Here is a 19,010-nt window from a genome sequence, read left to right on the forward strand (position 1 = left end):
TCCATCTAAACGTAGGAAAATCTGATAGGCCGCGCGCCTTGGGCATGAGCGAGTCGGCCGTGTCGCAGGCGCTCACCGCGCCGCGCACCCACTGCAGCGATCCGCTCATCCGGCGCACCGGCGGCGGTGGAATGCGTCTGGCGCCCGCGGGCGCGCGGCTGCTGCCGGTCGCGTCGCAGTGGTCGCGCTGAGCGCGGATGCCGAGGCGGCGGTACGGGCGGCACGGGGTGCGCCCGACGAGCTTCGGGTAGTCGCCACGAGCACCCCGGCCGAGTTCGCGCTCCCCTCGCTCGTGGGGGCTTTCGCCGACCGCTCAGGGCGCAGGACCGAGACCTGCTTGGGGGTGGCCGCCGGCAACGAGATACGTGCGCTGGTCGAGAACCGGCTGGCCGACGTCGCGCTCCGGCCGCTGCCGGCGGCTGCCGCGCCGTCCCTCCGGGACCGATCCCATCTGGTGTCGCCCCGCATCCGCGGTGACGAGCTGCGCCACCTTGGAGAACGAACTGCTCGGCGACCGTCCCCGGCAGAGCAGGTCCGTCGCCCGCACGGCGGTCTTCGAGTCGTTCGAGGGCTGGTACAAGACGCGCTACGTTCCTTTGGGCTTCGCCGGCACGCACAGCCACGCCAGGCCTGCGGCGGTCAGGTAGGCGAGGGCGCCGATGGCCATGCTGGTGCGCAGCCCGGTGTTGTAGTGGGTGGCCGTGGCGAGCAGGCTGCCGCCGAGCGCTACGCCGGTCGCGCTGCCGACCTGGCGAGTCGTGTTGAACAGGGCGGAGGCGGCCCCTGAATACGCCGGGGGCGCGGCGCCCATCACGGTCGCGGTTGAACCGGTAAGGGCGAAGGAGGTACCGAACCCCGCGGCCATCATCGGGGCCACCAGCACCGCGTAGGCGGGGTCGGCTCCCGATGAGGCCCAGCCGGCCAGGCCCAGAGCGGCCACGAGCATGCCGGTGATCACCAGCGGACGATCGCCGGTGAGGCGGGTCAGCCGCCCGGACAGGACGGAGGCGAACATGGTCATCGCCACCGCCGGGAACAGGGCCAGTCCGGTGCCGAGGGCGCTGAAGCCGCGCTGGTGCTGGAATTCCAGGCTGGCAGTGAACACCATGCCGTAGAAACCGAAGTTGAACAGCAGGCCGATGACGGCTCCGCCGATCATCGTACGAGACCGCAGCAGGCTCGGCGGAAGGGCAGGAGACCGGGCCAGCCGCTCACGCACCGCGAACGCCGCGGCGGCCAGCCCGGCCAGCCCCAGCCCGGCGAGAACAGCCGGAGCGGACCACCCCCGCCGTCCGGCCTCGTTGAGCGCCGCGGTCAGCAGCGCCACCGCCGTCACGACGGCGCACTGCGCCGGCCAGTCCAGGCGTCGCGCGGCGTGCCGGGGCGAGCGTGCCACATGCCGCAGCGTCAGCACCAGGCAGGCCGCACCGACGGGCAGGTTGATGAGGAACACCCAGCGCCAACCCACCGTGGAGGCGAGCAGCCCGCCCAGCAGCGGCCCGGCAGAGGCCGCGATGCCCGCCATCGAACCCCACAGCCCGAAGGCGCGCGAGCGTGCGGCCGGCGCAGGGTAGGCCTGCTGAAGCAGGGCCAGGGACCCTGGCACGATCAGCGCCGCGCCGAGCCCCTCCACCAGGCGAGCCACCACCAGGAAGGGGGCGTTCGGCGCCAGCGCGCACGCGGCCGAGGACAGGGTGAACACCGCCACGCCCGAGCAGAAGACGCGGCGGTTGCCCAGCCGGTCGCCCAGCGCGCCACCGGTCAGCAGGAAACCGGCGAAGACCAGCGTGTACCCATCGGTGATCCACTGGATGCCGGTGAGCGAGGCCGACAGCTCCCGGCCGATCACCGGCACGGCGACGTTGATCACCGTCACATCCAGGATCACCATGAAATACCCGGTGCACACCGCCAGCAGCGGTGCCCAGGACCGTGGTTGGGACTTCGGGGCCGACTCGGGGGAGGGCATGGACCGACCGCCGCCGTCCGACTCCGCGAACGTCACGGCCCCAACTCCATCCTGCCCGCGGAGATCTTGCGTCAAAAACCACAATAAGGGACGTATGGGCCAGCTTGAAGGAGCCCGGCTGTCGCCGCCCCGGTGCCGGGCGGGCGTCCACGCCGCTTTCAGGAGCGCGACCCGTCGGATCGCGACTACGTCCACGCGTGGGCTGACGGCGCCCTCCCGAAGGTGAGGCGCGGCCGAGCGCATTCGTACATGCCGGCTCCTGCTCGGGGTGCCGCCGGACGGCACCGGGGGCGGTGAGGGATAACCCTCGAATCGGCGTCTGCCGAGTGACATGAACCGATCAATGCTGTCACTCTTCCTCCAGCCACGACCGGACCGTCGCGGTGTGACGGTTCCCCACGCACCGTTCAGCTCGTTCCGGACAGCACGTCCCGTCTGCCCGGTCTCTCAACGGCCGCAGGACTCGCGGCCGCAGCAGGAGGAGTACGAGTGAGACACAATCCCCGTCGGGCGATGGCGGCAGGCGCTCTGGTGGCGTCCACCGCCCTGCTCGTCCTCGGCATTCAGACCGTCCCCGCGACCGCCAAACCCGCCCCCCACACCGGTGCCCTGCGAACGGGCGCGCTGCAGGCGAAGCTCACCGGCGCCCAGCGCGCCGCGCTGATCAAGAGCGCGGATGACAACTCGGCCCGGACGGCGCGCTCCCTCGGCCTGGGCTCGAAGGAGAAGCTGGTCGTCAAGGACGTCGTCAAGGACAACGACGGTACGTTGCACACCCGCTATGAGCGCACCTACGACGGTCTGCCCGTCCTCGGCGGCGACCTGGTCGTGCACACCCCGCCGGCCTCCGAGGCGTCCGGCACGGTGAGCACCACCTTCAACAACAAGCGCTCCCTCAAGGTGTCCACCACCACCGCGGCGATCACCAAGTCGGCCGCCGAGACCAAGGCGCTGAAGACGGCCAGGGCCCTCGACGCCGAGAAGCCCGCGACGGACAGCGCCCGCAAGGTGATCTGGGCCGGCGACGGTACCCCGAAGCTCGCCTGGGAGACGGTGGTCAGCGGTTTCCAGGACGACGGCACGCCCAGCAAGCTGCATGTCATCACCGACGCGACCACCGGCGACGAGCTGAACCGCTTCGAGTCCGTCATGACCGGCACCGGCAATACCCAGTACAGCGGCACGGTGACGCTGGACACCACGCTGTCCGGTTCGACGTACCAGCTGTACGACACCACCCGCGGCGGCCACAAGACGAACACCCTCAACGGCGGCACCTCGGGCACCGGCACCCTGATGACCAGCTCCAACGACGTCTGGGGCAACGGATCCGGGTCCAACACGGCGACCGCGGCCGCGGACGCCGCCTACGGCGCCCAGACGACGTGGGACTTCTACAAGAACACCTTCGGCCGCAACGGCATCAAGAACAACGGTGTCGCGGCCTACTCCCGGGTCCACTACAGCAGCAACTACGTCAACGCCTTCTGGGACGACAGCTGCTTCTGCATGACCTACGGCGACGGCTCCGGGAACACGCACGCGCTGACCTCGCTGGACGTCGCCGGCCACGAGATGAGCCACGGCGTCACCGCCAACACCGCCAAGCTGAACTACTCGGGTGAGTCCGGCGGCCTGAACGAGGCCACCTCCGACATCTTCGGCACCGGCGTGGAGTTCTACGCCAACAACCCCTCGGACCCCGGTGACTACCTCATCGGCGAGAAGATCAACATCAACGGCAACGGCACCCCGCTGCGCTACATGGACAAGCCCAGCAAGGACGGCGCCTCCGCCGACTACTGGTCCTCCAGCGTGGGCAGCAAGGACGTGCACTACTCGTCCGGTCCGGCGAACCACATGTTCTACCTGCTCGCCGAGGGCAGCGGCGCCAAGACCATCAACGGCGTCAGCTACAACAGCCCGACCTCGGACGGCGTCGCCGTCACGGGCATCGGCCAGGCTGCGGCCTTGCAGATCTGGTACAAGGCGCTGACCACGTACATGACGTCCAGCACCAACTACGCCGGTGCCCGCACCGCCGCCCTGAATGCCGCCGCGGCGCTGTACGGCACCAACTCCACCCAGTACGCCGGTGTGGGCAACGCGTTCGCCGGGATCAACGTCGGCAGCCACATCACGCCGCCGTCCTCGGGCGTGACCGTCACCAACCCCGGTGACCAGTCCTCCACCGTGGGCAAGGCGGTGAGCCTGCAGATCTCGGCCTCCACCACCAACGGCGGAGCGCTCACCTACAGCGCGACCGGTCTGCCGGCCGGTCTGTCGATCGACAGCTCGACCGGTGCCATCTCCGGCACCCCGACCACGGCGACCACGTACAACACCAAGGTGACGGCGACCGACAGCAAGGGTTCGTCCGACTCGGCATCCTTCACCTGGACGGTCAGCGCCTCCGGCGGCGGCTCGTGCACCTCGGCCCAGCTGCTGGGCAACCCGGGCTTCGAGTCGGGCAACACCGTCTGGACCACGACCAGCGGCGTGATCGACAACAACCAGAGCCAGCCGGCGCGCAGCGGTTCGTGGAAGGCCTGGCTCGCCGGGTACGGGAGCACGCACACCGACACGCTGTCCCAGTCGGTGACGATCCCGGCCGGCTGCAAGGCGACCTTCAGCTTCTATCTGCACATCGACACCGCGGAGTCCACCACCGGCTCCGCGTACGACAAGCTGACGGTGACCGCCGGGTCGACCACGCTGGCGACGTACTCGAACCTCAACGCCGCCCCCGGTTACCAGCTGAGGTCCTTCGACCTGTCCTCGTTCGCGGGCTCCACGGTCACCCTGAAGTTCACGGGTGTGGAGGACTCCATCCTTTACACGGGCTTCGTCGTCGATGACACCGCCCTGACGGTCAGCTGACCTGTGTTCCATCCGTGGGGGCCGTCCGCCGGGACGGTCCCCACGGCACGCTTGCCGGTCCTTCTCGTGCGCCCCGCGGCCAGTCGTCCCGTGGATGATGGGCACCACCGGGCTGGGCGTCGGCGCCACCACCACACACACGATGGGGACGACCCCGATCGTCTCCGGCAGCAGCCACTGTCCTGCTCCGCTGTGACAGCGGTGTCAAGCCACGGGAGAGTGGTCCACGGGCCCCGCGCACCACAGCCCGGGCCGCGACGGTCACGAACCCCGGCTGGTTGACCGTGCCGCAGCCGGCCGAGCAGAAGGCAGCCGAACCGGCAGAACAGACGGAACGCCACGCTACCCAAAACGTGCTCCGACGGGCTCACCAGCACCTTCGAGGCGATCACATCGTGACCCTGACGCCGCAGCTCAGCATGGGCGACGGAGTTGCCGGCACCCACAGGTCCGGAGGTGGGGGCCCGGACTGTGTTCGGCACACGGGAAGGCTCATCCTGCGGCGCAGCGTACGCAGGTGCGCGCCGCCGGGCGCACCTCCAGGCGTTGGGTCGGGATCGGCTCGCCACAGCCCTCACATCGTCCGTAGTCGCCCTCCTTCAACCGCTCCAGCGCCCGATCCAGATCGGTCAGATGGTCGCGCGCCTGCGCCAGCAAGGCGGCGACATGGGCCCGCTCGAAAGCGGTGCTCGACCCCTCTGGATCGTGCTCGTCATCAGTTGCGACCAGGGCGTTCGCCTCGACGATTCCATCGAAGTCACGGCTCAACGCCGCGATCTGCACGCTCGTGCCGGCACGTTCGGCCGCCAGCAGCCTGCGAAAGGACTCACACTGCGGCGGGGAGAAAAGGGCGTTTCTGCATGAATTGCTCATAGAGGGGCAACGTCGGCGCCATGGGTTCGTATTTCGGAGACCAGCAGCGCCACCAAGCCGAATGCCGCGGTGTCCGGGGGACGGGTTCGCTCCACTGCCGGGACGACGGTGCCGGCTACGTCCCGCCGTCTGCGAGCAGGCGCATCCAGCTGTCGGTGAGCAGCGCGAGGGCCTTGGCGAGTCACAACAGCACGGTCGATCATCATGCCGACGTTGGTGCGGGTGGAGGGAGCCGGCTGGTGGGAACTGCGCGAACCGCAGTCGGTGTGGTGAATGACGGCGATCTCGAACCAGTCCGCGTCGGGGGTCTTGTTCTCAGGAGCAGTGGCAGCCTGAGGCCGTGAGACCGGCACCGCGTGCGTGCCGTCGCTCTCCGCGATGCGCGAGCCGGCCCGCTCGGCCAGGCACCACACCGCACAGCGAGCCGTCCTTGGCGCCACCATCACCCACGAGCGGAACATGCGCCAGGCGGGCTCGCCCGGCAAGGGGGAGCCGAGCACCGCCCGCCTGAAGACCTACCGCGAACGACCGCCTCGTGATCCGCCAGACGGGACCTGGACGTGGGGTTATGGCCGGCTGCGTGGTCGGGCCGGCCGCGGCGACAAGGGGGCAGAATCCTTGCGCGCCGGTTCCCCCTCCTGTGGGGGTGAGGTGAGCGCGCTGTCCGGCTGCGGCAGGAAGTGCGGCGTCGACCACGTCAAGGCTCGCACCACCAGCGGCAGCCGCAGGGTCACCACACCGCCTGCCCAGTACCAGATCTCTGCGAACAGCTACAACGGGGACAAGGACGTGACGTTCGAGAACGACCCGTCCGGCAAGTACCGCCGATCTGTCGACAAGCAACGGTGACTTGACTGTGAAGTCGGCAGCGTAGTCAGTGACCGGACAGGTCCGGCCGGCCACTTCGAGCACAGCCCGCGAGTCGACCCCTGAAGACCTCTCCCGGGGTGGCGCAAAGGGGGTGGCGCGTCGCGCGGAGAAGACCCGCGCGACGCGCTGAGACAACATGCCTCTGGTAGGCGCTAGTTCACGGTGAGCACGGCCGTGTTGTTCGTCGGGTCCGGGTCGTGGAGGAACTCGCCGAACGGCGGATGGATGCTGACCTCACCTGTCGCTGAAGGCACCACCGTGTCGATCCGGAGCTTGAACGCGAAGGAGCGCTCCGTGTTCTCCAGCACCCAGTACGGCAGCGCGCAGTCGTAGCGCGGGGCGCCCGTGCGGTTCGGGTAGTAGCTGCCGGAGAGGGTTCGCGGGCCGCAACCCGCCGGCACGCCCGTGACCGTGGTGCCGGGCGGAACGATCAGCCGGACCGCGGCGACCGGGTCCCCGGAGCCCAGGTTGCCCAGCCAGCCGGGCCCGTTGTTCTTGAACGTGAGCGACGCGGTGACCGTCTCGCCCGCGGCGCCCGTGACCGCCGCGCCGGTCACCGAGAAGTCGGCGGTGTTGTCGGCACCGATCGGCAGCGCCACGTAATCGTCGTAGCCCCCCAGGTCGGTCGCGCCGACCGGCTGCGCCCAGATGTCCACCCGCTCCTGGAGCGCGTGCCGGGTGAATGCGATCCGCAGCGGCTCGGGCAGCTCGAAGGAGGCGCCCGGGGCCAGATCCTGATCGAAGGTGCAGTCCGCGAACGACATCGGGGCATAACCGTCCCCGCTCGACGTCGTATAGACACATGCGTCGTACCGGTTGACGTATCGCACCCCGTACGAGGCCATCACCCTGATGGTGAAGCCGTGCGCGGTCTCGTTGCCGTAGTTGGTGACCGTGAACGGGAGCGTCTGCTTGCTGCCCGGCAGGACGTGGTCGATGGCGCCGCCGGCCGTGATCCCGAGGTCGGGTCCCGACGCGACCGTGACCGTGGTGCTGTCCCGGTGGGCGGTGAGCGTACCTGCCGGGCCGGCGGTGGCCGTCGCCTTGAAGGTTATACGGCCCCGCGCCCCGACGGCCGCCCCGTCAGCCGCGCGGACCTTCAGATGCACCTCGCCGCCGGTGTTCCCGGTCGCCGGCACCTCGGGCACATCGCACACCGCGGTAGCGCCGCTCGGCGTGCAGTTGTCCGGCCAGGTGATCTCGGCGACCCCGGCGAGACCGGAAGCGTCCACCGTGAGGCGGCCATCGGTCACCACGAAATGGTCGTTGTCGTGGTTGAGCCTGACATCGAGCGTGCGGGTCAACGGTGTCCCGCCGTCGATGCCGAGCGGCAGGTTCGGCTCGTACGGGGCAGTGATCCAGAGTTGGTCGGTCTCCGGCTCGGTCTCAGCGAACGCAGGAGCAGTGGTGAGCCCCACGGCGACGAGTCCGGCAGCGAGCGTGGTACAGGCTCCGAGCCGCAGTACGCGGCGCACGGAGTCAGCTCTCATGACATCTCCAGGTGAGAGACGGTCAGGTCACGCAGCCGACGTGGGCGCCGATCAGCGGCCCACGCCAGGCCACAACTCCCAAGACGATCAAGAAGAGTTGACGGTTGCACAACAACACCGACCAGTTGGCACACACGTCCATCAACCCACCGAAGCCAAGGACCGGCTGTGCTGTCGGGTTGTCGCTCCGCCACATCCGCAACCAATAGAATGGTGCCCCCGCTGAGACGCTCCGTAGGGCCATCCCTCCCCTGCCGCATGGGCCCCGCGCTCGAAGGGAACGCCCCGACTCCCCAGAGAGACGTCTCCTTGTGCTGATCGCAACCGCCGCCGTGGGCATCACGGTCTTCTGTCTCACGCTCTGGTGCTCGCTCGCTGTTGCCCGGATGCGGGACCTTCCCGCGTGGCGCAGATGCCTCCCCCTGTCCCTGTTCCTGATCGCGCTCGGCGCGAGCCTCCTGCGCGCCTTCGGCATCACCCAGATTGCCGGCGCCCTCTCCTTCCCCCTCACCCTCGCGGCCATCGTCCTGGCGCTGAGCGAGATCCGCAGCCGACGGAGCAGAGACCGAGCAGACCTTCCCGCTGGCTGAACTACGCACACGAGCGCAAAGACAGCTGCCTCAGCTTGACTGTGCCGGGGATCAGCGTGTGCTTCGTGTTCTTCCAGCTCGCGGGATTCGCCGCACTGCCGCACATCGTCCCGCGGCGCCAACTGCCCACCGCAGTCGCCCAGAACCAGGCCGGTGAACTCGGCGCGGGCCTGGCCGGGCGCCCGTTGGGCGGCGCTCGGTTCGCCGCCGGTCACCTGCTGCCGTTCGTGGCGGACCTGCTGAGCTGGTAACCGCAGTCGGCGTGGTCAGGGCAGGGTGGTGTGCCAGGGAGCGTCGGGTCTGGTGGCATGTGCGTCGGCGCTGATGCGGAGCGCGTACACCGTGTGCTCGGCCTGCTCGGTGCCGCTGGGGAGGGGGCCGAGGTAGGTGTGGCCGGTCATGTGGCACCAGGCGGGCAGGTCGAGGGGGGCCGCGGGGTCGGTGGCGACGACGTGGACGAGGGTTCCGGGCGCGGCCCCGCCGATGGCGGCACGCAGCTTCAGCAGCAGCGTGACACACAGCAGCCCGGCGCCGTCGACGGTGAGGTCCGCTTCACTGCGAAGTTCGGCCGGGGATGGTTCGCCCGAGGGCCCGGTGGTGGTCATCGGCTGCTCGCGGTGGTGGAGACGGCGCGGGTGAGGGCGTCGGCCGCAGCGGTGATGTCGTCGGCGGTGCTCCAGCGGCCGAGGGTGAGCCGGAGTGCGGCCAGCGCCCGTTCGGGGTCGTAGCCCATGGCGGTCAGGACGGGTGAGGGGGTGTGGGTGCCGCTGTGGCAGGCGGAGCCGGTGGAGGCGGCGACGGTGGGTGCCGCGGCGAGGACGTCGTGTCCGCGGGTGCCGTCGATGCTGATGTTCAGCGTGTTCGGTAGCCGCCGGGCGGCCGGGCCGTTGAGGCGGAGCCGACCGGGCAGGGCGGCGGTGAGGCGGGCGTGGAGCTCGTCGCGCAGGGACTGGATTCGGGCCGGGGCACCGCCTGCGAGGTCGTCGGCGGCGAGTTGAGCGGCGGCGCCGAGGGCGACGGCGAGGGCGGCGTTCTCGGTGCCGGCGCGCAGGCCCGCTTCCTGGCTGCCGCCGTAGACGACGGGCTCCAGTTCGATGCCGTCGCGGATGCAGAGGGCGGCGGCCCCCTTGGGCGCGTACATCTTGTGGCCGACGAGAGTGAGCAGGTCGGCGCCGAGGTCGCGCACGTCGAGGGGGATCTTCCCGGCGGCCTGGGCGGCGTCACAGTGGAAGAGAGCGCCGGCCCGGTGGGCGGTCTCGGCCAGTTCACGGACGGGCTGGAGGGTGCCGGTCTCGTTGTTCGCGGCCATGACGGAAACCAGGACGGTGTCCTCATCGAGGGCCTCGGCGAGCGCGGCGGGGTCGAGCACGCCGTCATGGTCGACGGGCAGCACGGTGACGCGCGCGCCATGCAGGCGCGTGAGGGCCTGGCAGGTGGCCAGGACGGCGGGGTGCTCGGTCGCCTGGGTGATGACGTGGGGGCGGGGGCGGCGGGATGCGAGGACGGCGCCGCGCAGAGCGAGGAGGTCGGCCTCGGAGCCGGAGGCGGTGAAGACGATCTCGCCGGGTCGGGCGCCGATGAGGCCGGCGACCTGGGCACGCGCTGCCGCGAGGGCGCGACGGGGCTCGGCGGCGTAGGGGTGGGTACTGGAGGGGTTGCCGAAGTGGGTGGTCAGGTAGGGGAACATGGCGTCGGCGACGCGGGGGTCCACGGGGGTGGTGGCGTTGTAGTCGAGGTAGACGGGGCCGTTGGCAAGGCCTGGATGCGGCGGCGGGGTCCGGTGGGTCACGCCAGGGCTCCGGCGACGACGGGCATCTCGGCCAGGCGCCATTCGAGCATGCCGTCGTTGAGGCGGATGGCGCGGCGGCCGTAGTCGCTCAGGAGCCGGACGGCGTCGTAGGCCAGGGCGCAGTATTCGCCGCGGCAGTAGACCACGACGTCGGCGTCTTCGGGGAGTTCGCCGATGCGACCGGCGAGTTCCTCGACGGGGATGCAGACGGCGCCGGGGATGTGCCCGGCCTCGTACTCCTCCAGGGGACGCACGTCCAGCAGGACCAGCTGTCCGGCGTCCGCGCGGGCGGTCAGCTCCTCGCGGGTGACCTCCGGTTCGGCGCCGTCGCCGAGGTAGGCGTCGCGGGCGGTGGGGACGGCGGCCTGGTGGGTTTCGGCGACCTTGCGCAGCAGCGCGAGCAGCTGGGCGACGTCGTCTCCGGCGATCCGGTAGTGGATGCGTACGCCCTCGCGGCGGGTGGCGACGAACCCGGCCTGCTTGAGGGTCTGCAGGTGGGAGGAGGCGGTGGTCAGGTTCAGGCCCGCCGCCTTGGAGAGCGCGTCGACAGTGCGCTCGCCCTGGGCGAGCAGGTCGAGCAGTTCCAGGCGCTTCCCGCTGGCCAGAGCCTTCCCGCTGGCTGCAAACGCCTCGTACAGCTGCGCCTTCGACTCCTTGGACGCCATGATCCCTTCCCTTTTTTCCATGGTTCTATGGAATAGCCTATCGGGTAGCCACGGGCAACCGAGCGTGACTGACCCTCCCGGAGGCCGCGGGTCCCCATGCCCGTGGTCGTGTACGGGGACCGGCGTCATCGCGGACCGCACTCTATGCGGGGGCCTCAGCAGATCCGCTTCGCCGCAGGCATCGCAGCTCTCTACTCGAACATCCTCAGAAGCTTCCGCTCCATCGGGATGTCCTTGACGACGGATTTGCGTTCGCCGGGTTGAGCCCTGCGGGATGATCGCGTCATGACTCAGATCGTGTTGATGTCGGATCCGAAGGTCGCTGCCATACCTGTCGCCGAGTGCGGTGAACGTCTTGTGGACGTCCGACGCGGCGACTCGTTGCTGGTCGATACACGCGAGCAGGGGCCGGCAGATGCCTTCGCGTATGTGCGAAAAGGCGTGCTGGAACGGCTGATCAAAGCCCAGGCGATGCTTCCGCAGGGCCTGCGGCTGCTGTTCGTCGAGGGGTACCGGCCTCCTTCTGTTCAGCGGCAGTACTTCGAGGAGTACGCCGAGCAGCTGCGGGCTACCCACCTCGATTGGTCCGCCGAGCAGATCCACTCGGCGGCGAGCCGGTATGTGTCACCACCTGACATCGCGCCGCACAGCGCTGGTGCGGCCGTCGACCTCACTCTGGCCGACGCCGGCGGGCAGGAACTGGATCTGGGCACGCGCATGAATGCGGACCCGGAGGAGAGCGTGGGTGCCTGCTACACCCATGCGGCCAACATCAGCGAGGAGGCCCGCGCAAACCGGAAGTTGCTGGGTGCGGTACTCACGGCTGCAGGGCTGGTGAACTATCCAACGGAGTGGTGGCACTGGTCTTTCGGGGACCGCTACTGGGCCTTGATCACGGGAGAGGCCGCGGCCCTCTACGGCCCGAAAGAGGTCGGCGCGTACAACTGACCCGCCCGGCCTTGCCGGACTGACCGGTCACACGATGGCCGGTCAGTCCGGCGGATGGTTTTCTCGCTGCGGACGCGGACGCGTTCGCGTCGTTGGGCGGCCAGGACATCGGGGTGACGTGCGGCGTTCTGCCCGGCACAAGCTCGAGGGCGTGCGGCGGCTCTGCGCGGACACCGTCCTCGTCTGCTCCAGCGTCTCCCCGCTCGCTCTGAACGACGACGACCTCGCCGCCGAGCAGCTGAGCCGGCTCGCCGACCTGGCGCAGTAGCACGGCATCCGGGCCGTCTACGGGGCTCTCGCCTGGGCCGTCACATCAAAGACGCTGCCGCCGTGGCGATCGGAAGGCCGATGTGGAGGAGAGCTTGCTTCCGCCGGACTACCAGCGCATTCTCGCGGTGTGCAGCAGGCCGCCGGACCGGTCATGGCTCGGCAGGTCGGCGAGATGCTGGGAGTGGACGTCAATGTCCGGGCCGAGCTGGAACCGCCGCGCGGAAAGCTGGTCAGACGCGTCGACCGCGGCTGGCTGCGGAAGCTACCCGACGGCCGGTTCACCACCCGTCTGTGACTTGCTGCTGCTGATCACGTACTTCGCCCCATCCGACAGATCGCCGCCAGCGGATGGGGAGCTGCTCGGCTCTCCTGCTGAAACGCGCGATAGAAGTTGCCCATCACCGCGGCGACCGGTGCGTAACGGACAAGAAGCGCCGCGACCGACGCGGGAACCCCCTCCGGGGGCATCCCTTGGGCGCACGCATTCACAAACGCCTCGCGTTCTTTCGGTGTGTGTCCGTAGAGAGCGACGGCCAGCCAGTTCACCAGGTGGGTGACGGCGTAGCACCGGTCGTAGGCGCGGTGCTGGTCGAAGAAGTCGGCCTCGTCCCGTGTGAGGTCGAAGCGTGAGGAGATCGCGAGGCCGTAGTCGGTGAAGAAGAGCTGTCGGCCGTTGGTGAGGATGTTCTCGAAGTGGGCGTCGAAGTGCAGGAGCCCGCGGGCGTTCATGAACGAGATGCCGGCTTTCAGCTCGTCGTCGACCATGGCGCATGCCCGCTCGGCCGCCTCGTCGCCGGCCCCGATCTGGACGCCCAGCCAGTCATGCAGGTTCTGCGGGATGTACTCCAGAAACAGCACAAGGCTTGCCGTGGACTGCTGGAGGGCTTCGATCCGCCGGCGAACCGCTGATCCGCCTCCCCAGTAGGCGACAGCTCGATCCACATCGGCCAGTTCCCCGGGCAGCGGCTGTCCGGAGTCTGGGATCACTCGCCAGTGGTACATCAGGGGAAAGCCCTCGTAGTCTCCCGCGACCACCCAGTTCGTCGTCATGGTGTGCACGGCCAACTCCCGCCAAGCCCCGAACCCCGGGCCGCCGATGGTACCGATGCCGTAGTGACAGAAGGCCGGGAGTCCGAAGGGATCCGCGGTGGAGTGGACATGCTCCGGCCGTCGCTCCAGATCGGTCAGCCGTACCTGCTTGACGAAGACCCGAGTTCCCTCGACCTCCAGCAGGACCGTTTTCCCGCCGATGCCCGACCCCAGCGGAGCGCCGGCGTCCACGAACTCACGCAGGCTGCGGTCACTGCGCAGCGCCAGCGACGTGGAAACGGCGCCATGGGCGGCCAGACGCTCACGGCGGGACATATCAGGGCCCTTCACTCACGCCTCCAACCGTGCCCCGCCTCTTGTCCAACGGCTCCAGCAGACACCGGCACGGATCCAAAGGCCACCCTGCCACGTCGGAGCCGGTGAGATGTGGCGTAACTGGGGTTCCTTCAGGTGCCGTTGAGGCTGCGTGACGAGAACCGAAGAGCCTGCCGAGAGCTCCTGCTGTCTCAATTACCAGTGCCGTTCACCGCTGTCCACGCGCACCGTCAGCCACCTCGCCGGTCTGCTGCGACGTCATCTGAAGATGATTCGGTCCTGGTGGCGGATCCTGCCGCCCGGAAGGATCGCGGTGATCGTCCTGACCGTGCTGTGGCACGACCAGCGCCTGGCCGACATGGCCGGCGGCAACAACCTGTCCGAGTCCACCGTCCGCCGCTGGCGCGACGAGCTGATCGCCCTGCTCGCCGCGCAGCTCCCAAGCGCGGCTACATCTTCCACGGCACCGTCGCCGTCGCCTCGATCCGACTCTGGCTCCGGCCATGATCTCCGCCGGGTCTAGGGCCTCTCGTTTGGATCATGCCGGGCTCGCGGGCCCTGGCACCGCACCTCGCGGCGTTGCGAGGCACGGCACCAGACCCCGCTTCCTGATCCGGCCTGATCCAAACGAGAGGTCCTAGTCGCCGGTCGTGCCGTCGAGCATCTCGCGCAGGATGTCCAGGTGGCCATTGTGGCGGGCCGTCTCCTCGGTGAGGTGGAGGAGGATCCAGCGCAGATCGACGTGGAGGCCGTCGCGGACGGCTCGCTGGGCCTGCTTGTCCAGGGCGTTCCCGGCGACCAGTTCACGGTGGTCGGCGCTCTGTTCAGCGTATTCGTCGAGCAACTGCGTGAGCGGGAAGTCGACGGCGATACGCATCTCGCGGTCGGGGTCCTCGTCGGTCCAGGGGCCCCGGTCTTCCTCGCCGAGGAAGACCACTTGGAACCAGTAGTACTCGACCCAGCGGAGGTGGTTGATCACTCCGCTCATGGTCATCAGCGGTGAGCCCGGCAGGAGTGCCTTGCGTGCGTTCTCCGCAGAGACGCCATCGCACTTGGCGCGGGCGGTGTCACGTGCGTAGTCGAGGAACGTGGTGAGCTGGGTGCGCTCGTCCCACGCGGGCGGCGTGTCGTCGATTCTGGTCATCGAGCGAAGCGTCCCCGATCACCGCGACCGATGTCGAGGCATTTATCGACGGACCCAACCTGCTCCACCCAGTCTTCAACGATGTCTTCCGCCAGGCGGACGCGGCACCGACGGCCGTCGACGCCCGCCGCTCGCTACTGGTCCTGCAGGGGGCGGTCGGGGCGGCCGAACTGCCCGCGCCCGTCGGGCATCGCCTTCACCGAACTGGCCGCGTGGATCCTGGGCGGTCTGTTCATGGGACTCGTGCCCACCATCGTCCGGGACCTGCCGGGCCTCCGCAGCGGCCTGCCGAACGGGGCGACGGCCTTCATCGAGATCGAGGTGCCGCACCGGAGGGCGGGCTGTTCCCATCCGTCTGCCTGGTCGCCTACCTGAGCTTCGGCATTCCGGCCGTCAGCGCGGGCCCCAGGTCGCTCCGGCCAGTCTGCTCGGGACCGTCCTCGGCTACGGCGCCGTCGTCGCAGCCGCGGCCCTCGGGCTCTTGGCGCAGTACCGCATCGGCGGACGCCACTGGCCCGGACCGTGGGAAGCATCAACGAGACACCCCGCCTCCACAAGAACCAGACAGAGGGTGACCACCTCATGAGCACCGTCGAGGACAGGAACAAGGCCATCGTCCGCGAAGCGTTCGACGCGCTGTTCAACAAGCGGGACTACGCCGCCGCCGAGCGGTTCTGGTCCCCCGGCTACATCCAGCACAGCGCCCACATCGCACCCGGCCGCGAGGGTCTCTTCGACCTCGTGAGGAGCTTCCCGGCGGATCTGCGGCACGAATGCGAACTGATCATGGCCGAGGGGGACATGGTCATGGTGCGTGGCCGGTTCTCCGGGCGCGGCCAGCCCGCCCCGTGGATCGCCGTCGACTTCCTCCGCCTCGAGAACGGTGTCCTCGCCGAGCACTGGGACGTGATCGAGGTGGAAGCCACCCGCGAGCAGTCCCTGAGCGGCCTGCCGATGTACGGCGACGAGTTTCCCGAGGAACGCGAGCGTGACCACTGACCGAGTCCAGGTATGCGCGGCACTGCCCGCGATCTCCGCGACGGCAACCGGGTAAGACGCCTACCCATGCAGCGGGCGGGCGACGTCGTCAGCGACTACGCCACCCTCGTGGTCGAGTCCCTGGCCGAGCCCCTGGTCGACAGCGCCTCCCCCGAGGCCGGCCCTTGCTACGCCGCACTCGACATGCCCTTCGCCGTCCACCAGGCCTGGCCCGACGCGTCGGAGATCCTGAGGTTCGCCGATCCGGCGTCAGGACGATGCGGGCGCCGTGGGCGCCTCGGGGGCGGCTGACCCGGCGGTCTCCCAGGTGAATCCGTCCGGATCGGTGAAAGGGTCGGCGGCGGTGCCGAGGACGACGCGGTGGGAGCCGGTGCCGTCGTCGAAGACGCCGAGATCCTTGGCCAGGCCGCGGCGCTTGTACAGCGCCAGCTTGACGGGGCTGGAGTCGCCGGAGGCGAACTCGGCGTACTTGCCGCCGAAGCTTCTGGCCACGGTCAGACCGCGGCCGGCGTAGAACTGCTTGCTGACCTTCACGTCCTCGACGCCGAGCAGGAGGACGACCTCGTCGATCTCGCGAGTGGCCGGGCCGGTGTCCTTCTTCGCCGAGGTCGCCACCTTCCAGATCGTCCCGTCCGGGGCCTGGACGACGCCGCCGTAGCCCCACAGCGACTTCGCGGCGGACTTCAGCACCGTGGCGCCCGCGTCGATGGCGGCGTCGATGAAGCCGTCGACGGTGGCCGGCCGGGCCACCGTGAGCGCCAGGGTGAAGCCGCGGAATCCGGTGGAGTGTTCCTCGGACGCCCGCAGGCTTACGTACGTGTCCACTCCGAAGGCGGTGTAGAAGCGGTGGGCAGCCTCGGGGTCGGCCACCTCGAGGATGACGGAGGCGATGGACGTGGTGGATGCGGGGGAAGTCGTGGTTGCCATGACCATCACGCTAGGGGCTGGTCGCGAGCCGGCGCTTCTCGATTCCTGACCGGTCTTGTCACTTGCTTCGCCACACACGCCGGCATCCCCTCCACCGTGATCGCAGAACCCCCGTCGTGGGACGCGCCCACAGCACCGGCATGACCGGCCAGCTCCGCCGCCTGCCGTCGGAAGGCCCCGGGCGGCATGCCGACGAGCTCGGTGAAGCGGGTGGTGAACGTGCCCAGCGACGCGCAGCCGACCGCGAAGCAGACCTCGGTGACGCTGAGGTCGCCCCGCCGCAGAAGCGCCGTCGCGCGCTCGATGCGACGCGTCATCAGGTACGCGTACGGTGACTCACCGTAGGCTGCCCGGAACGACCGGCTCAGGTGCCCGGCGGACATGTTCACGTCCCGGGCGAGCGCCTCCACGTTCAGCGGCTGCGCGTACTCCCTGTCGATCCGGTCCCGGACGCGGCGCAGCCGCGCGAGATCGGCCAGGCGCTGCGCCTGGACGCGTGCTCGCCGCCACTCGGGCCGGCACATGGGCACACTCCCCCTTTTTCGTCTTTCATCGACGTCCACGAGTGCCCCGGTGCGGGCGGCCGGAAAGGCCGGCACCTCGGCGGTGGTGCGCCGCCGCGTTCCTCACGGGCGGCGGCGCTGCCGGACCGCACGGGCTCATCGGCACCCGCACGACTCAGCGAAGCTCCTGGATGCGGACGAGGTTGCCCGCAGGGTCGCGGAAGGCACAGTCGCGGATACCGTACGGCTGCTCGGTCGGCTCCTGCACGACCTCGGTGTCCCCGGCCTGCACCCTCTCGAACGTGGCGTCGAGGTCCGGGGTGGCCAGCAGGATCCAGCCGTAGGTGCCCTTGGCCATCATCTCGGTGATGGTGCGGCGTTCGTCTTCGGTGATTCCCGGGTCGGCAGCCGGCGGCGCCAGAAGGATCGACGTGTCGGGCTGACCGGCCGGGCCGACCGTGATCCAGCGCATCTTCCCCTGCCCGACGTCGCTGCGGACCTCGAAGCCGAGGACGTCGCGGTAGAAGGCGAGCGACGCATCCGGGTCGTCGTGCGGGAGGGAAGTCGCGTGAATGGTGACGTTCATGACGGCCAGATTAGAGGCGGCCCTGGGCGTCGCGCTTCTCTATTCCTGATCGATCGGGACAGGGGTTGAGTTCTCTCGAGGGCGAAGCTCGGTGTTGCGGCTGGGCCCCAGCCATTCCAGGCAGAGCACGGTGGCGTCGTCGGCCGGCTGCCCGGCGTGGTGGTCCACTATCGCGTGCATCAAACGTCGCATCGTCTCGGAGAACGGCAGGCCGTCGGCGTGGTGGCGGACGATGAAGTCGGTGAGGCCGTCCAGGCCGAACTCATGGCCGCAACGGTCTCGTGCCTCTGTGACGCCGTCGGTGTAGAGCACGATGCGGTCTCCGGGTTCCAGTTGCTCGCGGCAGAGGGTGGCGGGAACGTCCAGTTCGGTCCCCAGCGGGTGCGAGGGTGGACAACTCAACGTGGTGATCCACCGCCCGCCTCTGATCAGGACTGGCGCCGGGTGGCCGCGGTTGCTCCAGGACAGGACTCCGGTGGTGGAGTCAAGACGGGCGAGGACGGCGGTGACATAGGTGCTGTGGCCGAAGTGCTCGACCAGGACTTCCTCGACCTTCTCACCGGTGGCCACCAGGTCGCTGCCCTGGCGGCGCTGGTTACGACAGGCCGCGACCGCGAGGTTGGCCGTCAGTCCGGCGCGGCTGTCGTGTCTCACGGCGTCCCAGACCGCCAGGTGTATCTGGTCGCCTGCGACCGCGTAGTCGAAGGCGTCACCACCGATCGCGTAGGCGGGCTCCACTGCCGCCACGATTGTCACGGCGTCGTTGGCGAAGCACAACGGAGGCATCAGGTTCCACTGCATCTCGGCGGCCACGTTCATCGCCTCGGTGCGCACCAGACGGGCGTAGGAATCACTGTGCGGACGTTTACTCGTCAGCAGCAGCGCGACCAGCGAGGCCAGCACGGCTGCTCGCTCGGGCCCGGCTCCCGGGGCGAGATCGACCCGCAGCACGCCGAGCCGCTCGGTGCCGCCAAGGATCGGCACCCACCACCGGCGCGGCTCCTCGTCGCCGCCCGGCAGGAGTTGGCTGCCGGCGAACGCCCGGCCCGGCAGGGTGCCGTCGACGTCGTAGGTCTCACCACCGGCGCCGGCGTCGAGGCCCTGGCCGTGACCTCCCGCAGCAGCTTCCGGCGCAGGTCCGG

Annotated in this window: 25 protein-coding genes; 11 read left to right on the plus strand and 14 right to left on the minus strand. The window is 69.5% G+C overall.

Annotated features, from left to right (window positions below; genetic code table 11):
* The first annotated feature begins 44 nt into the window (after positions 1–44).
* Positions 45–191 (plus strand): hypothetical protein, encoded by a 147-nt coding sequence (locus ACIOWN_RS31025; protein ID WP_362348726.1) that lies wholly within the window; start codon positions 45–47, stop codon positions 189–191.
* A gap of 122 nt (positions 192–313) precedes the next feature.
* Here ACIOWN_RS31025 and ACIOWN_RS31030 read toward each other — a convergent pair whose 3' ends face one another.
* Both ACIOWN_RS31030 and ACIOWN_RS31035 read right to left on the minus strand, forming a co-directional pair.
* Positions 314–580 (minus strand): hypothetical protein, encoded by a 267-nt coding sequence (locus ACIOWN_RS31030; protein WP_401983990.1) that lies wholly within the window; start codon positions 578–580, stop codon positions 314–316.
* 6 nt (positions 581–586) lie between these two features.
* A complete protein-coding gene (locus ACIOWN_RS31035) occupies positions 587–2,005 on the minus strand; it encodes an MFS transporter (RefSeq protein WP_401983991.1) in 1,419 nt (472 codons plus the stop codon).
* A 477-nt stretch (positions 2,006–2,482) separates the two neighbouring features.
* Here ACIOWN_RS31035 and ACIOWN_RS31040 point away from each other — a divergent pair, with 477 nt between their 5' ends.
* On the plus strand, positions 2,483–4,849 hold the full coding sequence (locus ACIOWN_RS31040) for a M4 family metallopeptidase (protein ID WP_401984049.1): 2,367 nt from the start codon (positions 2,483–2,485) through the stop codon (positions 4,847–4,849).
* Between the two features lie 492 nt (positions 4,850–5,341).
* On the opposite strand, the gene ACIOWN_RS31045 is transcribed toward ACIOWN_RS31040, so the two are convergent.
* Positions 5,342–5,722 (minus strand): TraR/DksA C4-type zinc finger protein, encoded by a 381-nt coding sequence (locus ACIOWN_RS31045; RefSeq protein ID WP_362348731.1) that lies wholly within the window; start codon positions 5,720–5,722, stop codon positions 5,342–5,344.
* Between the two features lie 651 nt (positions 5,723–6,373).
* Here ACIOWN_RS31045 and ACIOWN_RS31050 point away from each other — a divergent pair.
* Positions 6,374–6,571, plus strand: coding sequence for a hypothetical protein (locus ACIOWN_RS31050; protein WP_401983993.1), 198 nt, complete (start codon positions 6,374–6,376; stop codon positions 6,569–6,571).
* A gap of 173 nt (positions 6,572–6,744) precedes the next feature.
* Here ACIOWN_RS31050 and ACIOWN_RS31055 read toward each other — a convergent pair whose 3' ends face one another.
* Complete coding sequence (locus ACIOWN_RS31055; RefSeq protein ID WP_362348735.1) at positions 6,745–8,082, minus strand: hypothetical protein; 1,338 nt, start codon at positions 8,080–8,082, stop codon at positions 6,745–6,747.
* Between the two features lie 311 nt (positions 8,083–8,393).
* On the opposite strand from ACIOWN_RS31055, the gene ACIOWN_RS31060 reads away from it, so the two are divergent.
* Together ACIOWN_RS31060 and ACIOWN_RS31065 are read left to right on the plus strand one after the other, a co-directional pair.
* Positions 8,394–8,672 (plus strand): hypothetical protein, encoded by a 279-nt coding sequence (locus ACIOWN_RS31060; RefSeq protein ID WP_362348737.1) that lies wholly within the window; start codon positions 8,394–8,396, stop codon positions 8,670–8,672.
* 65 nt (positions 8,673–8,737) lie between these two features.
* Positions 8,738–8,923 (plus strand): hypothetical protein, encoded by a 186-nt coding sequence (locus ACIOWN_RS31065; protein WP_401983995.1) that lies wholly within the window; start codon positions 8,738–8,740, stop codon positions 8,921–8,923.
* Between the two features lie 15 nt (positions 8,924–8,938).
* Here the strand turns inward: ACIOWN_RS31065 and ACIOWN_RS31070 are convergent, their stop codons facing one another.
* The 3 genes from ACIOWN_RS31070 to ACIOWN_RS31080 are packed head-to-tail and all read right to left on the minus strand — an operon-like array spanning position 8,939 to position 11,126.
* Positions 8,939–9,277, minus strand: coding sequence for a sulfurtransferase TusA family protein (locus ACIOWN_RS31070; RefSeq protein WP_362348741.1), 339 nt, complete (start codon positions 9,275–9,277; stop codon positions 8,939–8,941).
* Positions 9,274–10,461: a cysteine desulfurase family protein gene (locus tag ACIOWN_RS31075; protein WP_401983997.1), complete on the minus strand. Its 1,188-nt coding sequence runs from the start codon at positions 10,459–10,461 to the stop codon at positions 9,274–9,276. Before ACIOWN_RS31075 ends, ACIOWN_RS31070 begins: the two co-directional genes overlap by 4 nt.
* On the minus strand, positions 10,458–11,126 hold the full coding sequence (locus tag ACIOWN_RS31080) for a metalloregulator ArsR/SmtB family transcription factor (protein WP_362348745.1): 669 nt from the start codon (positions 11,124–11,126) through the stop codon (positions 10,458–10,460). Before ACIOWN_RS31080 ends, ACIOWN_RS31075 begins: the two co-directional genes overlap by 4 nt.
* A 285-nt stretch (positions 11,127–11,411) precedes the next feature.
* Here ACIOWN_RS31080 and ACIOWN_RS31085 point away from each other — a divergent pair, with 285 nt between their 5' ends.
* The 3 genes from ACIOWN_RS31085 to ACIOWN_RS31095 all read left to right on the plus strand — a co-directional run bounded on the left by ACIOWN_RS31085 (position 11,412) and on the right by ACIOWN_RS31095 (position 12,639).
* Entirely contained in the window at positions 11,412–12,074 is a 663-nt protein-coding gene (locus ACIOWN_RS31085; RefSeq protein WP_401983998.1) for a M15 family metallopeptidase, read from the plus strand.
* Between the two features lie 118 nt (positions 12,075–12,192).
* Positions 12,193–12,342, plus strand: a complete 150-nt coding sequence (locus ACIOWN_RS31090) for a hypothetical protein (RefSeq protein WP_362349145.1) — start codon at positions 12,193–12,195, stop codon at positions 12,340–12,342.
* 129 nt (positions 12,343–12,471) lie between these two features.
* Positions 12,472–12,639 carry a hypothetical protein gene (locus tag ACIOWN_RS31095; protein ID WP_362348749.1) on the plus strand — a complete coding sequence of 56 codons (168 nt, stop codon included), beginning with the start codon at positions 12,472–12,474 and terminating at the stop codon, positions 12,637–12,639.
* 14 nt (positions 12,640–12,653) lie between these two features.
* Here the strand turns inward: ACIOWN_RS31095 and ACIOWN_RS31100 are convergent, their stop codons facing one another.
* Positions 12,654–13,709, minus strand: a complete 1,056-nt coding sequence (locus ACIOWN_RS31100; RefSeq protein WP_362348751.1) for a protein kinase family protein — start codon at positions 13,707–13,709, stop codon at positions 12,654–12,656.
* A gap of 151 nt (positions 13,710–13,860) precedes the next feature.
* Between ACIOWN_RS31100 and ACIOWN_RS31105 the strand changes: the two genes are divergently transcribed.
* Positions 13,861–14,232 (plus strand): hypothetical protein, encoded by a 372-nt coding sequence (locus ACIOWN_RS31105; RefSeq protein WP_401984000.1) that lies wholly within the window; start codon positions 13,861–13,863, stop codon positions 14,230–14,232.
* A gap of 114 nt (positions 14,233–14,346) precedes the next feature.
* Here ACIOWN_RS31105 and ACIOWN_RS31110 read toward each other — a convergent pair whose 3' ends face one another.
* On the minus strand, positions 14,347–14,853 hold the full coding sequence (locus ACIOWN_RS31110; protein ID WP_401984002.1) for a DinB family protein: 507 nt from the start codon (positions 14,851–14,853) through the stop codon (positions 14,347–14,349).
* A 367-nt stretch (positions 14,854–15,220) separates the two neighbouring features.
* A complete protein-coding gene (locus tag ACIOWN_RS31115; RefSeq protein ID WP_362348756.1) occupies positions 15,221–15,364 on the minus strand; it encodes a hypothetical protein in 144 nt (47 codons plus the stop codon).
* A gap of 71 nt (positions 15,365–15,435) precedes the next feature.
* On the opposite strand from ACIOWN_RS31115, the gene ACIOWN_RS31120 reads away from it, so the two are divergent.
* A complete protein-coding gene (locus tag ACIOWN_RS31120) occupies positions 15,436–15,852 on the plus strand; it encodes an ester cyclase (RefSeq protein ID WP_362348758.1) in 417 nt (138 codons plus the stop codon).
* 66 nt (positions 15,853–15,918) lie between these two features.
* The gene (locus ACIOWN_RS31125; protein ID WP_362348760.1) at positions 15,919–16,143 is read left to right on the plus strand and encodes a hypothetical protein; all 225 of its coding nucleotides are present in this window, start codon (positions 15,919–15,921) and stop codon (positions 16,141–16,143) included.
* On the opposite strand, the gene ACIOWN_RS31130 is transcribed toward ACIOWN_RS31125, so the two are convergent.
* From ACIOWN_RS31130 to ACIOWN_RS31145, 4 genes are all read right to left on the minus strand, one after another.
* On the minus strand, positions 16,102–16,785 hold the full coding sequence (locus tag ACIOWN_RS31130; protein ID WP_362348762.1) for a glyoxalase: 684 nt from the start codon (positions 16,783–16,785) through the stop codon (positions 16,102–16,104). The two genes, ACIOWN_RS31125 and ACIOWN_RS31130, sit on opposite strands and share 42 nt — an antisense overlap.
* Entirely contained in the window at positions 16,785–17,303 is a 519-nt protein-coding gene (locus ACIOWN_RS31135) for a helix-turn-helix transcriptional regulator (RefSeq protein WP_401984004.1), read from the minus strand. The genes ACIOWN_RS31130 and ACIOWN_RS31135 overlap by 1 nt, the downstream gene beginning before the upstream one ends.
* A 154-nt stretch (positions 17,304–17,457) precedes the next feature.
* Entirely contained in the window at positions 17,458–17,868 is a 411-nt protein-coding gene (locus ACIOWN_RS31140; RefSeq protein WP_362348765.1) for a VOC family protein, read from the minus strand.
* A gap of 39 nt (positions 17,869–17,907) precedes the next feature.
* The gene (locus ACIOWN_RS31145; protein ID WP_401984006.1) at positions 17,908–18,852 is read right to left on the minus strand and encodes a PP2C family protein-serine/threonine phosphatase; all 945 of its coding nucleotides are present in this window, start codon (positions 18,850–18,852) and stop codon (positions 17,908–17,910) included.
* Positions 18,853–19,010: the final 158 nt, after the last annotated feature.

The organism is Streptomyces sp. NPDC087787 (assembly GCF_044743035.1).
GTDB lineage: Bacteria > Actinomycetota > Actinomycetes > Streptomycetales > Streptomycetaceae > Streptomyces.

Bases quoted from the DNA above. Each gene is read 5' to 3' on its own strand.
- ACIOWN_RS31025 (WP_362348726.1), top strand. From the start codon at position 45: ATGAGCGAGTCGGCCGTGTCGCAGGCGCTCACCGCGCCGCGCACCCAC.
- ACIOWN_RS31040 (WP_401984049.1), top strand. From the start codon at position 2,483: ATGGCGGCAGGCGCTCTGGTGGCGTCCACCGCCCTGCTCGTCCTCGGC.
- ACIOWN_RS31045 (WP_362348731.1), bottom strand. From the start codon at position 5,722: ATGAGCAATTCATGCAGAAACGCCCTTTTCTCCCCGCCGCAGTGTGAG.
- ACIOWN_RS31055 (WP_362348735.1), bottom strand. From the start codon at position 8,082: ATGAGAGCTGACTCCGTGCGCCGCGTACTGCGGCTCGGAGCCTGTACC.
- ACIOWN_RS31070 (WP_362348741.1), bottom strand. From the start codon at position 9,277: ATGACCACCACCGGGCCCTCGGGCGAACCATCCCCGGCCGAACTTCGC.
- ACIOWN_RS31080 (WP_362348745.1), bottom strand. From the start codon at position 11,126: ATGGCGTCCAAGGAGTCGAAGGCGCAGCTGTACGAGGCGTTTGCAGCC.
- ACIOWN_RS31085 (WP_401983998.1), top strand. From the start codon at position 11,412: ATGACTCAGATCGTGTTGATGTCGGATCCGAAGGTCGCTGCCATACCT.
- ACIOWN_RS31100 (WP_362348751.1), bottom strand. From the start codon at position 13,709: ATGTCCCGCCGTGAGCGTCTGGCCGCCCATGGCGCCGTTTCCACGTCG.
- ACIOWN_RS31110 (WP_401984002.1), bottom strand. From the start codon at position 14,853: ATGACCAGAATCGACGACACGCCGCCCGCGTGGGACGAGCGCACCCAG.
- ACIOWN_RS31120 (WP_362348758.1), top strand. From the start codon at position 15,436: ATGAGCACCGTCGAGGACAGGAACAAGGCCATCGTCCGCGAAGCGTTC.
- ACIOWN_RS31125 (WP_362348760.1), top strand. From the start codon at position 15,919: ATGCAGCGGGCGGGCGACGTCGTCAGCGACTACGCCACCCTCGTGGTC.
- ACIOWN_RS31130 (WP_362348762.1), bottom strand. From the start codon at position 16,785: ATGGTCATGGCAACCACGACTTCCCCCGCATCCACCACGTCCATCGCC.
- ACIOWN_RS31135 (WP_401984004.1), bottom strand. From the start codon at position 17,303: ATGTGCCGGCCCGAGTGGCGGCGAGCACGCGTCCAGGCGCAGCGCCTG.
- ACIOWN_RS31140 (WP_362348765.1), bottom strand. From the start codon at position 17,868: ATGAACGTCACCATTCACGCGACTTCCCTCCCGCACGACGACCCGGAT.